General features: G+C 68.0%; 11 protein-coding genes. 5 read left to right on the forward strand and 6 right to left on the reverse strand.

Going from position 1 to position 14,448, the window contains the following annotated elements:
- Positions 1–98: 98 nt before the first annotated feature.
- Positions 99–1,043, reverse strand: coding sequence for a mitofilin family membrane protein (locus CRT60_RS19975; RefSeq protein WP_193548446.1), 945 nt, complete (start codon positions 1,041–1,043; stop codon positions 99–101).
- 685 nt (positions 1,044–1,728) lie between these two features.
- Here CRT60_RS19975 and CRT60_RS19980 point away from each other — a divergent pair.
- From CRT60_RS19980 to CRT60_RS20000, 5 genes are all read left to right on the forward strand, one after another.
- Positions 1,729–3,525 (forward strand): efflux RND transporter periplasmic adaptor subunit, encoded by a 1,797-nt coding sequence (locus CRT60_RS19980; protein WP_244592643.1) that lies wholly within the window; start codon positions 1,729–1,731, stop codon positions 3,523–3,525.
- 91 nt (positions 3,526–3,616) lie between these two features.
- On the forward strand, positions 3,617–4,231 hold the full coding sequence (locus CRT60_RS19985) for a hypothetical protein (RefSeq protein WP_193548447.1): 615 nt from the start codon (positions 3,617–3,619) through the stop codon (positions 4,229–4,231).
- Between the two features lie 49 nt (positions 4,232–4,280).
- A complete protein-coding gene (locus CRT60_RS19990) occupies positions 4,281–7,394 on the forward strand; it encodes an efflux RND transporter permease subunit (protein ID WP_098738281.1) in 3,114 nt (1,037 codons plus the stop codon).
- Positions 7,395–7,413: 19 nt separating this feature from the next.
- Positions 7,414–7,650, forward strand: coding sequence for a hypothetical protein (locus CRT60_RS19995; protein WP_098738282.1), 237 nt, complete (start codon positions 7,414–7,416; stop codon positions 7,648–7,650).
- Entirely contained in the window at positions 7,647–8,501 is an 855-nt protein-coding gene (locus tag CRT60_RS20000; RefSeq protein ID WP_098738283.1) for an SH3 domain-containing protein, read from the forward strand. Before CRT60_RS19995 ends, CRT60_RS20000 begins: the two co-directional genes overlap by 4 nt.
- A 56-nt stretch (positions 8,502–8,557) precedes the next feature.
- Here the strand turns inward: CRT60_RS20000 and CRT60_RS20005 are convergent, their stop codons facing one another.
- From CRT60_RS20005 to CRT60_RS20025, 5 genes are all read right to left on the reverse strand, one after another.
- A complete protein-coding gene (locus tag CRT60_RS20005) occupies positions 8,558–10,267 on the reverse strand; it encodes an AMP-binding protein (protein ID WP_244592644.1) in 1,710 nt (569 codons plus the stop codon).
- Between the two features lie 540 nt (positions 10,268–10,807).
- Positions 10,808–11,983, reverse strand: a complete 1,176-nt coding sequence (locus CRT60_RS20010; RefSeq protein ID WP_098738757.1) for a porin — start codon at positions 11,981–11,983, stop codon at positions 10,808–10,810.
- 42 nt (positions 11,984–12,025) lie between these two features.
- Positions 12,026–12,772, reverse strand: coding sequence for a hypothetical protein (locus CRT60_RS20015; RefSeq protein ID WP_193548448.1), 747 nt, complete (start codon positions 12,770–12,772; stop codon positions 12,026–12,028).
- On the reverse strand, positions 12,769–13,212 hold the full coding sequence (locus CRT60_RS20020) for an SET domain-containing protein (protein ID WP_098738284.1): 444 nt from the start codon (positions 13,210–13,212) through the stop codon (positions 12,769–12,771). The genes CRT60_RS20015 and CRT60_RS20020 overlap by 4 nt, the downstream gene beginning before the upstream one ends.
- A gap of 33 nt (positions 13,213–13,245) precedes the next feature.
- A complete protein-coding gene (locus CRT60_RS20025; protein ID WP_098738285.1) occupies positions 13,246–14,400 on the reverse strand; it encodes an SDR family oxidoreductase in 1,155 nt (384 codons plus the stop codon).
- Positions 14,401–14,448: the final 48 nt, after the last annotated feature.

The raw sequence follows: 14,448 nt of genomic DNA on the forward strand, positions 1-14,448 counted from the left end.
GGCGGTGGATTCGGGAAATGATCGGTGTCCGGCCCGCCGGTCCGGGGCCGCAGGCCGCCAGGCGGCCGGACGTGCGTCCCGGCAGTGGGCCGACGTCCTTATTGGGTGCCGGCAGCGCTCCAGCTGCGGATCCTGGCTTCCAGGACGGCGCCGGTCCGCTCCGCGGCCAGCCGGGCGCGGGCGTCGGCCAGCCAGGGGGCCGCCACCGGTGCGGCAACGCCGTCGAGTGACGCCATGATGTCGATTGCCGCCGCGAGTTCGCCGGCTTCGAGCCGGGCCGCCGTGGCTGCTAGCAGCGCCGGTGTCCTGGTTTCGGCCGGTTGCGGAGCCGCCGCTTGCGGGGCCGCCTGCGGAGCCGTCGTATCGGCCGCCTGCGGCGGCGAATCGGACGCCGATGCCAGGATGACCGTCGAGAGGCCGGTCATCCAGCCCCAGACGGTTTCGCGCAGTCCGCCTGCACCGTCCTGCACCTCCGCCTGGAGAGCGGACGGCACGAGCAGCCCGAAGGACCCATAGAGCTGGGTCCGGGTCGGCACGCCCTTGGCCGCGTAGCCCGACACCGAATCGAGCGTCTTCGAGAGTTCGGGATCCGCCGCAGCGGAGAGGCGCATCAGAGCGAGGTCGTCGGCGAAGGGATCGGACGTGCCGAGCGACTCCTTCAGCAGGCGTGCCGCGATCACCGATACCGCACGGCCGGTGACGGACTGCTGGTCAATGCGCTTGCCGGTCGCCGCGACCGCCTGTTCCAGCGCCGTCAGCTTCTCCGGCATCGCCGTCAGCCCCGCGACGGTCCGCTCCAGCGCATCGAGCTTCAGCTGGGTGCGGCTCGGAGACAGGAAGGACGAGCGCAGGTCGTCGGAATAGAGAACGGTGCCGCACACCGCCGCCGCCGCCAGCAGGATGGTCAGGACGATGGGACCGTTGCTGCGGCTGGGCTGCACGATGGCGGGCGCGGTCTGGAGTCCGGGCGTGGCCGTTTCGGACGCCTGCCGGTCAGTGCCGGATCGGCTGCCGGTTTCTTCGGTGGATTGGACGTCTTGCATACGGTCACGCTCCGCTCGGGTTTGACATGGCTGCTACGGTCCGCAAGTCACTGTCGACGACCGGCTTCCAAGCCGGCGACAGGGGCGGCGCCGACGGCGCCGGGCGGCATCGTCTTCCTTGCGGCGTCGGCATGTGAAAAGGCGGCCCTTGATTCGAGTGTTCAGTAGTCCGCATATCTCATATCGGACAGGCTACCTCAATAAGGGTAAACGGAAAAGCGTTCACGGGAAATTTGCAGACTCCGTCAGTGTTGAAACTTTTCGTTCTGAGTCAGAGTCTTATTGTTGTCTATCCGAGAAATTTTCATCAAAAGATGCGGTGGATCATCACTGGCAATATGTTAGGTTGAAAATGTAATCTGCGAAGATAACAAGGATTTCTTTGCTCGATTCCTTGGAAAGTTACGGCTCTTAACAGTCTTGGTGGAGCGATCCCTGTTAGAAGATTTCTCGATATTGGCGTTTATATTTCAGGGCGTCACATCCCAACATGATCGTTCATAATTCGTTAGGCTTCCTCGGGTCCAATGACAGCAGGCGAGGTTTGCGCGCCGGCCAGGGAAGCGGGTTCCGAAGCGGGTCCGGATCCGGGACGGTCGTGCGTTCGCTGCTTTGCCGGCCGGATCGGGCATCATCGAGCGCCGGAATCTACATGCCGAATGTGTTTGGAACGGTGGATCGCACCATGGCGGGCCAAGACCAGCCTTATGTCGTCGGCTCCTCAAGGCCGGTGAAGGGCCCCCGGCAGCGGGGCTGGCAGCTGCTCGATCAGCCGGTGGCGCTCGTGCGCAGCGCGGCGCTGTCCCGCGCGGTGTCGTCGGCGGTTTCCGCCGCAATTCTCCTGGCATCGTTGTCCGCGGCACCCGCCGCGGCCTGGAGCCGCCACGGAACGGAAGTGGAGGATGAGGCTCCCGTCAGGGTGCGGCGCCCGTCCGCGGCCTCGTCCGCCGCCTCGTCCGCGGCCTCGTCCGCCGATGGGACTTGGCTTTCTGGCACCGGCCAATGGATCGGCTCGACCGCCTGCTCGGCGGCCAGCACGGTGGTGAACACGGCAACCGCACCGGTGGCGGCGGTCGGCAGCTATATTTCCAGCGGGTCGAATGCCCTCAGCCAGTTCAGCTGGGAAGTCGCCTATGTGTTCGGGGTCAACCGCACCCCGGTCAGCCAGGTCCATGTCACGGACGCCGCGATACCGGCGGCATCGGCGCAGGATCCTTCGGCACGGGAGGCCGGCCAGACCGCTCCCGCAGCGCCGTCACCCGTTCCGAATGCCGAGTCTCCGGCCGCTGCCGCTGCTTCGCCGCCATCCCAAACGGCGCCGGCCCAACCCGTGCCGGAAGCAGTCCCGCCGAAGCTCCCGGTCGCACCATCCGAACCGGCAACGCCGCCGGTGGCCGCCGTGGCCGAAGCGGTAGCCGCCGTGCCGCAAGCGCGCGCGGCGGATGCGAAGCTGCTGGCGTCGCTGGCGGTCGACAAGCCTCAGCGCAGGCCGGACGGGTCCTACTTCGTGCCGAAGCCGCTGCAGCGGATGTTCGACATTCGCACGCACAGGGCCGACAGCGTGCGCACGCCGCTGACGGTCAAGCTGCCCGGCCGGATCGTGCCGGACCCGAACGCCCATGGCGATGTCGAGGCAAGCCTGCTCGGCCGCATCGAACCGCCGAAGACCGGCATGCCGGTCCTCGGGGAAACGGTGCGCAAGGGACAGATCCTCGGCTATGTCGCGCCGGCCATCGGCGTCGTCGACCGCAGCCAGGTCCGGCGCGAGGTCGCGCGGCTGACCAACGACATCCGGATCACCGCCGAGAGCCTCGAGATCCTGAAGCAGTTCTGGTTCGTGCCCTTCCGCGACGGCAAGGTGATGCAGGCGGAAGTCCGGCTGGAAGGCCTGCGCCGCGAGCGGGAGGCCCTGCTGCCGATGCTTCAGACCCAGGAGGTGCTGCGGGCGGCCATCGACGGCGTGATCAGCGCGTCGACCGCCATCAACGGCCGCATCGTCCATCCCGGCGAAAAGATTTTCGAGATCGTCAACCCGCAGCGCCTGTGGATCGAAGCGGTCGCCGCCGACCCGGAGGTCGCCCGCGGCACGCAGCTGGTCCACAACGCCAGCGCGGTGACGCCGGAGGGCGACGCGCTCGACCTGACCTTCATCGGCAGCGGGCTGGCGTTGCAGCAGCAGTCGGTGCCCCTGATGTTCCGGATCGAGAATCCGATGGAGGGACTTCGGGTCGGCCGTCCGGTGACCGTCACGGTCCGCAACGAATCGAAGATGCGCGAAGGCATTCCCATCGCCCGCGAGGCGGTGGTCAACGATTCGGGCGGGGCCGAGCAGGTTTGGGAACTGGTCGAGCCTGAGGTCTTCATGCCGCACACGGTCAAGACCGAGATGATCGATGGCCGCAGCGTGCTGATCTCCGCGGGATTGGAGCCGGGCGCCCGGATCGTCACCCACGGTGCCCGGCTGCTGTCGCAGTTCCAGTAACGCCGCCTATCCGCTTGGGCCCGGCAAGACAGCCGCCCGGCCGAAACGATGCCCAGCCAAAACAATGAACGCAGATACAGTGGAGGACGCCATGGAGTTTCGCAGCAAGACGGCAGACTGGCTCCGTTGCGCCGCCGCCGGCGCGGTGTCCGCCGTGCTGGCGGTGTGTCTGGCAACAGGGCTGAGCGCCGGTTCCGCCGGTCCGGCGCTGGCCGACGAGGCCGGGCCGACCGGGAGTGCCGCGTCGCCGCGCGTCGCGATGGTCATGGATCTCGCCCGGACAACGGTGAGGGGGGCTGCCGCGGAACCCGTCAGCGTCGTGGTGATCGCCAGCCAGAAGCGGCTGTTCGCCTTCGTCGACCGCTATGACAGCAGCGAGGCTTTGAGCGGAGCCGAACTGCGGATCGACACCCCGCGGCAGACGCTGGAGCTGAGCGAGGTTTCTCCCGGCATCTACCGCTCCGAACCCTACCTGCCGCCGGCCAGCGTCACGCCGCTGACGGTGAGGATGGCGCTGGCCGGGGCGACCGCGACCGCGGCCGCCGACCTGCTGGTGCCGCGACTGGCGGACACCGTCCCCGGCGCCGCATCCGCCCACCGGCCGATCGTCTGGGCGGGGGTGGCGGTCGCCCTGATCGTGGCCCTCCTGTGGCTGTGGCAGCATCCTGTGGCCATCCGCCGTCGCTGGCCCGGCAAGGCAGCCTGATCCTTCGCCACCTCCAGCCTTCCGGCCGCCTTCGGAGACGCCCGTCGTCATGTTCACCTTTCTCGTCGGAATCAGCCTGCGCCAGCGCCCCCTCGTCCTGATCGCGGCGCTGCTGATCACCGGCTGGGGCGTCCTGATCGCGCGGGACATGCCGATCGACCTGCTTCCCGACCTGCATCCGCCGATGGTGACGATCGTCACCGAGGCCGGCGGCTATGCGCCCGAAGAGGTCGAACAGCTCATCACCTATCCGATGGAGCTGGTGCTGAACGGCATGCCGGGGGTGTCGCGCATCCGCAGTTCGTCGAGCCCCGGCTTTTCGCTGATCTATGTCGAGTTCGTCTGGGGCACCGACCCGCTGCGCAACCGCCAGCTGGTCATGGAACGTCTGGCGATGGCCCGGGAACGGTTGCCGGACGACATCACCCCGAATCTGGCGCCGATGTCGTCGGTGATGGGCTTGGCGATGCAGCTGGTGGTGCAGGCCCCCGGCATGGACCCGATGACCCTGCGGGAACTGGCCGACTGGACGATCCGCCCCCGGCTGATGGCGGTGGAAGGCGTTTCGCAGGTCTATGTCGTGGGCGGCGATGTGCGGCAGTACCGCTTCACGCCCAACCCCGTCGCCATGAACATGCTGGGAATTACGCTGACCCAGGTCGAGCAGTCGCTGAACGACTTCGGCCGGAACAGCAGCGGCGGCTTCAACGACCTCTACAACACCGAATTCATCATCCGCAACGTCGGCCGCAGCCGCAGCCTGGACGATCTGCGCAGTCTCGTCGTCACCTATCGCGACGGCCGCCCGGTGCTGCTGAGCCAGATCGGCGACGTCAGTTTCGCCGCCAAGGTGAAGCGCGGCGAAGGCAGCTTCAACGGCGAGCCCGCCATCCTGATGGCGATCCTCAAGCATCCGGCCGCCAACAGCGTGGCGCTGGCCGGCCGGGTCGAGGACATGCTGGCGGAACTGGCGCCCTCCCTGCCGCCGGGCGTGGAGGCGAGGAAGATCTCCTACAGCCAAGCGGACCTGATCAGCTCATCGGTCGAGAATGTCGAGGATGTGCTGCGTGACGCCATCGTCATCGTCGCCGTCGTGCTGGCCGCCTTCCTGTGGAGCGTGCGCACCACGGCCATCTCGCTGCTGGCGATCCCGGTGTCGCTGATCGTCACCATCATCGCGCTGAAGCTGATGGGATCCACCATCAACACCATGACGCTGGGCGGCATCGCCATCGGCATCGGCCAGTTGGTGGACGATTCGGTGGTCTATGTCGAGAACACCTTGCGCCGGCTGGGCGACAACCGGCGGCGCCACCGACCGCTGGAGGTGATCGAGGTCATCATGCGCGCCTCGCAGGAGGTGCGGTCGGGCATCATCTACGCCACTGCGATCATCCTGCTGGTCTTCCTGCCGCTGTTCGCCCTGCCGGGGGAGCAGGGGCGGCTGTTCGGTCCGCTCGGCATCGCCTACATCGTGTCGATCTTCGCCAGCCTCCTGGTGTCGCTGACGGTGACGCCGGCGCTCTGCGCTTATCTCTTGCCCAACATGAAGCATCTGGAGGAGTCGCATGACGGCCGGCTGATCCGCTGGCTGAAGCGGCTGAACGGCCGGGTGCTCGGCTGGTCGCTCGACAATCCCCGCGCCCTGCTGGGCGCCACCGCCGGGCTTGTCGTGCTGTCGGCGCTGGCCCTGCCGCTGCTGCCGCGCTCCTTCCTGCCGCCCTTCAACGAAGGCACGCTCTATGTCCAGCTGCTGAACCGGCCCGGCATCTCGCTCGCCGAATCGAGCCGGGTCGGGGCGATGGCGGAGCAGATCATCCTTCAGGTGCCTGAGGTGGTGAGCGTCGCCCGCCGCACCGGCCGCAACGAGGATGACGAGGACGCCGATCCGGTCAACAGCAGCGAGTTCCCGATCCGCGTCCGGCTGGACGGCCGCAGCCGCGCCGAGGTGATCGAGGATCTGCGCGACCGCCTGTCGGTGCTGCCGGTCGATCTGACCGTGACCCAGTTCCTGACCTCGCGCATGGAGGTGGCGCAGAACGGCGTGCGCGGCGCCATCGTCATGAAGATCTTCGGCGAGGATCTGGGCACGCTGCGCATGCTGGCCGGCCGTTTCCGCGAGAAGTTCGACGAGATTCCGGGCCTGCGCGACCTGCTGGTCGAGCAGCAGGTCCAGGTTCCCCAGATCCGGATCACTCTGGATTACGAGCGGGCCAAGCTGTTCGGCGTGACGCCGGCGCAACTGGCGGAGGCCCTGGAGAGCCTGTCCAACGGCCATACGGTGTCGCAGGTGATCGACGGCGGCAAGCGGTTCGACGTGGTTCTGCGCCTGTCGGATGCCGACCGCACGCCGGAAACCCTGGCCCAGATGCGCATGGAAACCCCGGCCGGTTATGTGCCGCTGTCTTCCGTCGCCACCATCGTCAATGCCGCCGGTCCCAACCAGATCATGCGCGAGGCGGGCATGCGCCGGATCGTGCTGACCGCCAACACCGACGGGTCGGACATGTCGGCCATCGTCGCGCAGATGCGGGCGAAGATTGCCGCCACCCCGTTGCCACCCGGCTACAATGCGCTGCTGGAAGGCAGCTTCCGCCAGGAGGAGGAGAGCCGGCCGGTGATGGCCGGGCTGTGCGCGGTTTCCATCGCCCTGGTGTTCCTGGTCCTGTACCAGCGCTACCGCTCGGTGGTGCTGAGCCTGATCGTGATGGCGAACATTCCGCTCGCCCTGATCGGCTGTGTCGCCGCCCTGGTCGCCTTCGGCCAGGATCTGAGCCTTGCCGCCATGATCGGCTTCATCGCGGTGACCGGCGTCGCGGTGCGCAACGGCGTGCTCAAGATCAGCCATTTCATCAACCTCGCCCTGCATGAGGGGGTTCCGACCGGCCGGGTGCTGATCATGCGCGGCTGCGAGGAACGGCTGACGCCGGTGCTGATGACCGCGCTGTCGGCCGGGTTGGCGCTGATCCCGCTGCTGTTCTCGTCCGACATGCCGGGGACGGAAATCCTGCATCCGGTGGCGGTCGCCATCTTTGGCGGGCTGATCAGCTCCACCCTGCTGGACACGCTGACCACCCCGGTGCTGTTCCAGTGCTTCGGCCAGGAGGCGCTGGAGCGGTTGCGCGTGGTGGCCGAGGGCGACCTCGCCAGCGAGACCTTCTGATCCACGAGGAGAGAGCATCATGGAGCCGACCTCCCTGACCGTCCTGGTCGTCACCGCGTCGCTGCTCGGCGGCGTCGCCATGGACGTGGGCATGAACACGCTCCAGAACTGGTACGACACCTTTTACCAGGACGCATTCTGGAGCAACCGGAAGGTCAGCCCGGAGCTGGAGGCCCAGCTCGCCCGCGAAGAGGCGGAAATCGACCGGCTGATCAGGGCGAGTGACTTTGTGAACGAGGAAAGCGCGAAACCATGAATTCGATCCGTCCGGCCCGCCGCCCGCTTCCCCTGGCCGCCTTGGCCCTGGCCGCCTCGGCCCTGTTCGTCCTGGCCTCGCCGCCGATGGCCGGGGCGCAGAGCGCGCGCGACACGCCGCCGGCGCAGGTCACGCCGCTGGACGGGGATTTCGTGGCGACTGCGCGGATCAATGTGCGAGAGCAGCCCTCGGCGCGGGCGGCGCGCATCGAGCTGGTCGATGGCGGAAGCCGACTGCGGGTGACCGGCAAGGTGGCCGACGCCCCCTGGTACAGCGTGGTGACGCAGAGCGGAAGGACCGGTTTCGTGTCGGCCGACCTGCTGCGGGCGGCTCCTCCGGCGGCCGGCGGCGCCTCCGGCCCGGCGAACGCACCGGTTCCGGTCTCCCCGCCGGTTGCCGCTGCCGCCGCGTCCCCTCCCGCGCCGGTGCCCGCCGATCCGGCCCTGCTGGAGCGGCTGGACAAGCTCCAGGCCCGGCTCGACGAGATCGAGCGGAAGCTGGCGGCGATGCCCGACCTCCAGGCTCTTGCGGATCGCGGTACCGGGGATGCCTCCCGGATGGAGACGCTGAACGCCACCGTCGAGATGGCGAAGGGAATGATGGAAACCCTGTCCGCGTTGCAGGAACAGGCATCGACCCGGCTGAGCGAGCAGCGTGAGGAATTCGGCAAAGTCAGCGACCGGCTGAAGTCGGTCGAGGAGGACATGCAGCCGGCCGTCGAGTGGATCAAGCAGTGGAAGGACAAGGCCCCGCCGCTGGCGGAGGAAGCGAAGGGATGGTTCTCTACCGCCACCGGGACCGTGTATGGCTGGATCGGCGCCTGGCTGCCATGGGGCGGGCGGGCGTCCTGACCCCTGCTCCTGCCCCTGGCCGCCAGCCGGTAGTCCACCGGCCGGGGCCGGCTTCGTCAGGCGGTGCGGTCCTGGGACAGGTTCAGCTCCTCGATCATGGTCTGGCGCATGACGAATTTCTGGATCTTGCCGGTGACGGTCATCGGGAACTCTTCGACGAAGCGGATGTATTTCGGGATCTTGTAATGGGCGATGCTGCCCTGGCAGAAGGCGGTCACCTGCTGCTCGGTGAGCGCCGTTCCCGGCTTCGGCCGGATCCAGGCGCAGAGCTGTTCGCCGTACTGCTGGTCGGGAATGCCGAACACCTGCACGTCGGCGATGTCGGGGTGGGTGTAGAGGAACTCCTCCACCTCGCGGGGATAGATGTTCTCGCCGCCGCGGATCACCAGATCCTTCAGCCGGCCGACGATGTTGCAGTAGCCCTCCCCGTCGATGGTGGCGAGGTCGCCGGTGTGCATCCAGCCGGCTTCGTCGATGGCCCTGGCGGTCTGCTCGGCGTCGCCCCAATAGCCGCGCATCACCGAATAGCCGCGGGTCAGCAGTTCGCCCGGCGTGCCCGGCGGGACGATGCGGCCCTCCGCGTCGACGATCTTCACCTCCAGATGCGGCTGGATGCGCCCGACGGTGGAGACGCGCCGTTCGAGCGGGTCGTCGGTGGAGCTTTGGAAGCTGACCGGACTGGTTTCGGTCATGCCGTAGGCGATGGTGATCTCCCGCTGGTTCATCTCGGAGACCACGCGCTTCATCACCTCGATCGGGCAGGGCGAGCCGGCCATGATGCCGGTGCGCAGGCTCGACAGGTCGTAGCGCGGGAAGTCGGGATGGTCGAGCAGGGCGATGAACATGGTCGGCACGCCGTGCAGCCCGGTGCAGCGCTCCTCCTGAACCGCGCCCAGCACGGCGACGGGGTCGAAACCCTCGCCCGGGATCACCATGCAGGCCCGGTGGGTGACGCAGGCGAGGTTGCCCAGCACCATGCCGAAGCAGTGATAGAAGGGGACCGGGATGCACAGCCGGTCCTGTTCGGTCAGGCGCATCGCCTCGCCGACGGAAAAGCCGTTGTTCAGGATGTTGTGGTGGGTCAGCGTGGCGCCCTTCGGGCTGCCGGTGGTGCCGCTGGTGAACTGGATGTTCACCGGATCGTCGAATTGCAGGATGCCGGCCAGCCGTCCCAGCTCCGCCACGTCGGCCGGGCGGGCCAGCGCCGGCAGATCGTCGAAATTCAGCATGCCCGGCGTCTTCTCCGCCCCCAGGCGGATCAGGTGGCGCAAGGTCGGCAGCCGTTGCAGCGACAGGGGCTTGTCCGCATTCGCCTGCGCCAGTTCCGGCGCCAGCTTGGCCATCATGCCGAGATAGTTGCTGGACTTGAAGGACGGCGACAGGATCAGGGCGGCGCAGCCGACCTTGTTGATGGCGTATTCCAGCTCGTGCAGGCGGTAGGCCGGGTTGATGTTGACCAGGATCAGGCCGGCCTTGGCGGTGGCGAACTGGGTCACCACCCATTCGGCGTTGTTCTGCGACCAGATGCCGATGCGCTCGCCCGGTTTCAGCCCCAGCGCCACCAGCCCCGCCGCCATCCGGTCGACGGTGCGCTTGAACTCCGCATAGGTCCAGCGGACGCTCTGGTGCCGGACGATCAGGGCAGGCCGGTCGGGGGACAGCGCCGCCATGCGGTCGAGATGCGCGCCGATGGTCTCACCCAGCAGCGGGGTGCTGCCCGTCCCGTGAACATAGCTCTGGGTCAGCGACGTGGTGTCGGTGCTCAAGGCTGCTTTCCTTCCCCGGATGATTTCTGGACCATGATTTCTGGACCGGCGGTCCTTTATGGGCACCGCCCCCGGTGGGAGCGGTGCGGTCCCCCTACTGAACCCGCGCGGAGGCGGTCTGTCGATTCCCCGTTCGGCTAGTTGGCCCAGTCGATGACCCGGTTGATGGCCCAGTTGATGATTGTGAGCTGGATGACTTCGGCCAGCCCCTTCCTCGGCGAACTCGACACCCAGGCCGGACTGCCTGGCGCCGCCGAAGGGGATGGTCGGGCCGAAATCGAGAGGGGTGTCGATCCAGACGGTCCCTGCCTCCAACCGGCGCCCCGGCCAGCGTCAGCAGCGCGTGCGGCGCCGGCAGCGGGGCATCGACGGCGAAGCGCGGCACCTCCGCCAGATCGCCGTCGGGCCGGCCCGCCAGGGTGCGCTTGTCCGGACCCTTAGAGTGTGTCTGATGCTTATTGAAGCACCAGACAGACTCAAGTCTTCTGGTTTTTCGTGCGATTCACGCTTCAAGCGATTCCGCTTGAACCGATCGCAGTTTTAGAACGCCAGACGGGTGTCCAGCATCAGGATGTGCGCGCGGTCGGTCAGGTCGCCGCCGCTGGCCGCAGCGCCCGACAGGGTCGAGCGGACATAATCATACTCAAGCCCGGTGGTCAGGCCGGGGGCGACGGTCCAGGTGACGCCGCCCTGCCAGACATCGGCCTTGGCCGGCGTCGTCATGGTCGCCATGTCGTTGCCCAGCGCGCGCATGTAGTTGGCGGCGAACAGCAGCGGGCCGCTGGTGTATTGGGCGCCGACGATCAGGTTCTGCTGGTCGCGCGTCTGCGCGGTTCCCTTGGCATAGCCGCTGTCGCCGCTGTAGGCATAGCTGACGCCGACCTTCGCCGGCCCGTAGCCGACATTGGCACCGACATGGACCGAGTTCAGATCCTCGAAGGACTGGCTGGCGATGCCGTCGCTCTGCCGCACCGCCTTGCCGGTCTGGTAGAAGGCGCTTGCCTCGACCGTCACGTCGCCGAAGCTGTTCTGGAAGGCGGCACCCGCTTCGACCACGTCGCGGAAGGCGAGCGCATCGCCGAGCGTATCCACCTTGCGGCGGTTGATCGAGGTGTTGGAATCGCCGGTGCGCGGGGTGTAGGACACCGCGGCCTGCAAACCGCCGAAGCTGGGGCTGATGTAGATGAACTTGGTCCCGGTGTCGTAGGACACCAGCGTGCGCAGGCTGGTCGCGGCCAGCGGCAGGGCGGCATAGGTGGACGAGCCGTGGAGGAACAGGATGCCGTTGCTGTCCGGGCTGCCGGCGATGCCCTCCGTGTTGGGGCCGATCATGCCGTATTCGTCCGACAGCCCGTTGATGACGCCGGCCTGGATGGTGCCGAAGGACCCGTTGGCGAAGAGGAAGGCGCGGTCGTTCTCCACCGTCCGGCTCGACACCGAAGGGTCGCCGTTGCCGGAGACCAGACGCAGCCGGGCGCCGTAGGTCAGCCCGTTGTCGGTGGTGGCCGACGGGGTGACGGTCAGGCGCAGGCGGTTGGAAAACTCTGTCGAGCGCAGCCCGCTGTCCTGCTTCTGGCTGACATAGGCGCCCTGGAAATAGGCGTCGCCGCCGATGGTCAGGCTGAACTCGGCCTCTGCAAGGGCCGGGGCGGCCTGAAGTGCGATGACGGCTGTGCCGGCCAGGGCTGCGGTGCGGAGAATGAAGAGAGAGGACATCGGGCGCATCGGGATGGTCATTCCGGGAAAGGGCGGCAGGCGTCAGGCCGTCTGGTCAATGGGGAACCAGCGGCGGCCGAACGGGGTGAGGTTGTCGTCGGTCAGGCGGGCAAGGCAGAGGATTTCGACGCTGTCGGCCCAGCGCGGGTTGAGGTGGCGGAACTGGGCGACCGCCGGGCTGTCGAGCTTGGCTTCGCTGATGGCGCGGGCTTCCTCCGTCAGGCCGTAGCCCTGCCATTTCCAGTCCACCGTCCCCGTGCCGGGATCGTAGTAGTGCGCGAAGCATTCGCGGCCGATATGGTCGCGCAAGCCCCGGTCGAGGTCGTCGGGCGTCCGGTCCGCGTTGGGCGTGTGGCGGATGAACAGCATCGGCATGTAGCGGTAGGAGCGGTAGCCGACGGCGCTGTAGCTCCAGTACCAGAGCCGCCCCGACCGGTCGGCGCGCGCCCGCCCGACCATTTCGGCGACCATGGCGCGCACCAGCCCGTTCGACCCCCAGAAGCGCCGTTCCAGGATGCAGTGGGCGGTGTGGAAGGCGCCGACAGCGGTGCCGGCGATCTCCGTTTCCTGGCGATAGACCGTCGCGAAGCCGACCAGCTCGCCGGTAGCCGGATCCTCCTGCAGGACGCAGTGGTCGAGGTCGCCCAGCTCCTCGTTGAAATACTCCTCGCCGTACCCTTCGAACCAGACGCTGAGCAGGGCGAACATCACCGCCCGCCGCTCAGGAGTCAGGGCGGCGGGTTCGACGATGCTGGTCACCAGGGGATGATGCGACGCGCGCGGCGTCATGCCGGCGTTCCGGGCAAATCGCTGGCGGGCAAATCGCTGGCCGACAGATAGCTGGCCGCACCCGCGTCGCGGACATCGGCGCAAATGTCCTCGTAGTTGCAGGTGATCTCCTCGCCCACGGCGATGGCGCGGCGGGTGACGAAGACCCGCCAGTCGCCGGGGTCGGCCCGGCCGATGGACGGCTCGTCGTCGTGGTTGAGGAAGCGGGCGTCGTCGCCGGGCAGCAGGACGCCGACCCCGTCGATCACGCAGCCATGGAAATCCACCAGCCGGGACAACTGGGGGAACTCGTCAAGCAGCGCGTCGTCGGGGGCGAAGAGGCGGTCGATGCGGGCATCGAACCGCCACACCGGCACGCCGGCCGCGACCGGCTCCTCGGCGAAGAGACCCAGCCCGTGGATCGGGCTGGAGGCGAGGCGGGTGGGGATGAGCAGCGGCATGGCGTTTCTTTTCCCGGACGACCTGTCGATGCGTCAGGCGGCGGCGTTGGCGGGAGCCAGCGATTCGTCGAACTCGAAGCTGGCGGCGTCGTCGACGAACTGCTCCTCGACGGTCGTGCGCGGCTGCTGCAGGCAGACGCCGATATAGTCGGCGAAGCGCGGCGGCGGGGCGAAGCCTTCGGCCAGCAGGCGGCTGTTGTCGAAGGCGATGTCCTGGGCGGTGAAGCGGTGGTACTTGCGGCCGCCGGCGGCCATCGTCCGGTGCAGGATGTCGCGCTGCGGGAATGCCAGGCGATAGGCGCGGTCGAAGGGCTTCCACCCCTCCGGACCCTTCGGGTCGAAGAAGCTGTAGGGGCGGGTGCCCTCATGGCCGTGGCTGGCGAAGGCTTCCTCGAAATCGGCCCAGGTCGTCCGGCTGCCGAGGCCGGCGGAGATGTGGTAGAGGTTGTGCTTCAGGTCGGGCTTGCGCAGCAGGTCGTGCAGGCGGGCCGACGCCCAGTCGACGGGGACGATGTCGATGAAGCCGTCGGGCGAGCAGGGCAGGATGCCGGTGCGGTCGACCAGACGGAAGAACCAGAAGATGCTGGCGCTGGGACGCACGCCCAGCTGGGTGTGGCCGACGACGATGGACGGGCGGCAGACGACGATCGGCAGGTCGGGGAAGCCGGCGGCCAGAGCGCGCTCGGCCGCGGCCTTGCTGCGGGTGTACTCGACGATGTGCGGCGTGTCGTGGCCGGGGGCCGGGGCCTCGCTGACCATCTCCAGCCACGGCGTCTCGCCGCAGCAGAAGGCGGTGCCGATGTGCAGGAAGCGCTGGAGATGCTTCATCCGGCGGGCGCGGGCGGCGAGCGCCAGCGTGCCGTCGACGTTGATCTGCCAGACCGAATGGCGGCTGTCGAAGGAGGTGTCGGCGGCGACATGGACGATGTGGGTCACCGCGTCCAGCCGCGGGTCGGTGCTGGTCGCCAGCGATTGCAGGTCGCCCGGCAGGATCTGGCACAGGCCGGCATAGGCATCGGCCGTGGCACGGTCGACGCAGCGCGCGAGGTTGGAGGCGAGACGGGCGCGGCAGGCGGCCTCGTCGGCGCCGCGGATCAGCAGCAGGCAGTCCGCCGCGGTCCCGTTCTGCACGGCGTCTAGGTAGAAGGAGCCGCCGAGGAAGCCTGTGCCGCCGGTGAGAAGGATCATGGTGTGCCTCTGTCTCGCGTCTGGGTGATGGGGGCAGGGGAGGGGTGG

The organism is Azospirillum palustre (assembly GCF_002573965.1).
GTDB lineage: Bacteria > Pseudomonadota > Alphaproteobacteria > Azospirillales > Azospirillaceae > Azospirillum > Azospirillum palustre.

Excerpts from the sequence above, each read along its gene's own strand:
- CRT60_RS19975 (WP_193548446.1), bottom strand. The coding sequence starts at position 1,043 with ATGCAAGACGTCCAATCCACCGAAGAAACCGGCAGCCGATCCGGCACT.
- CRT60_RS19980 (WP_244592643.1), top strand. The coding sequence starts at position 1,729 with ATGGCGGGCCAAGACCAGCCTTATGTCGTCGGCTCCTCAAGGCCGGTG.
- CRT60_RS19985 (WP_193548447.1), top strand. The coding sequence starts at position 3,617 with ATGGAGTTTCGCAGCAAGACGGCAGACTGGCTCCGTTGCGCCGCCGCC.
- CRT60_RS19990 (WP_098738281.1), top strand. The coding sequence starts at position 4,281 with ATGTTCACCTTTCTCGTCGGAATCAGCCTGCGCCAGCGCCCCCTCGTC.
- CRT60_RS19995 (WP_098738282.1), top strand. The coding sequence starts at position 7,414 with ATGGAGCCGACCTCCCTGACCGTCCTGGTCGTCACCGCGTCGCTGCTC.
- CRT60_RS20000 (WP_098738283.1), top strand. The coding sequence starts at position 7,647 with ATGAATTCGATCCGTCCGGCCCGCCGCCCGCTTCCCCTGGCCGCCTTG.
- CRT60_RS20010 (WP_098738757.1), bottom strand. The coding sequence starts at position 11,983 with ATGTCCTCTCTCTTCATTCTCCGCACCGCAGCCCTGGCCGGCACAGCC.
- CRT60_RS20015 (WP_193548448.1), bottom strand. The coding sequence starts at position 12,772 with ATGACGCCGCGCGCGTCGCATCATCCCCTGGTGACCAGCATCGTCGAA.
- CRT60_RS20020 (WP_098738284.1), bottom strand. The coding sequence starts at position 13,212 with ATGCCGCTGCTCATCCCCACCCGCCTCGCCTCCAGCCCGATCCACGGG.
- CRT60_RS20025 (WP_098738285.1), bottom strand. The coding sequence starts at position 14,400 with ATGATCCTTCTCACCGGCGGCACAGGCTTCCTCGGCGGCTCCTTCTAC.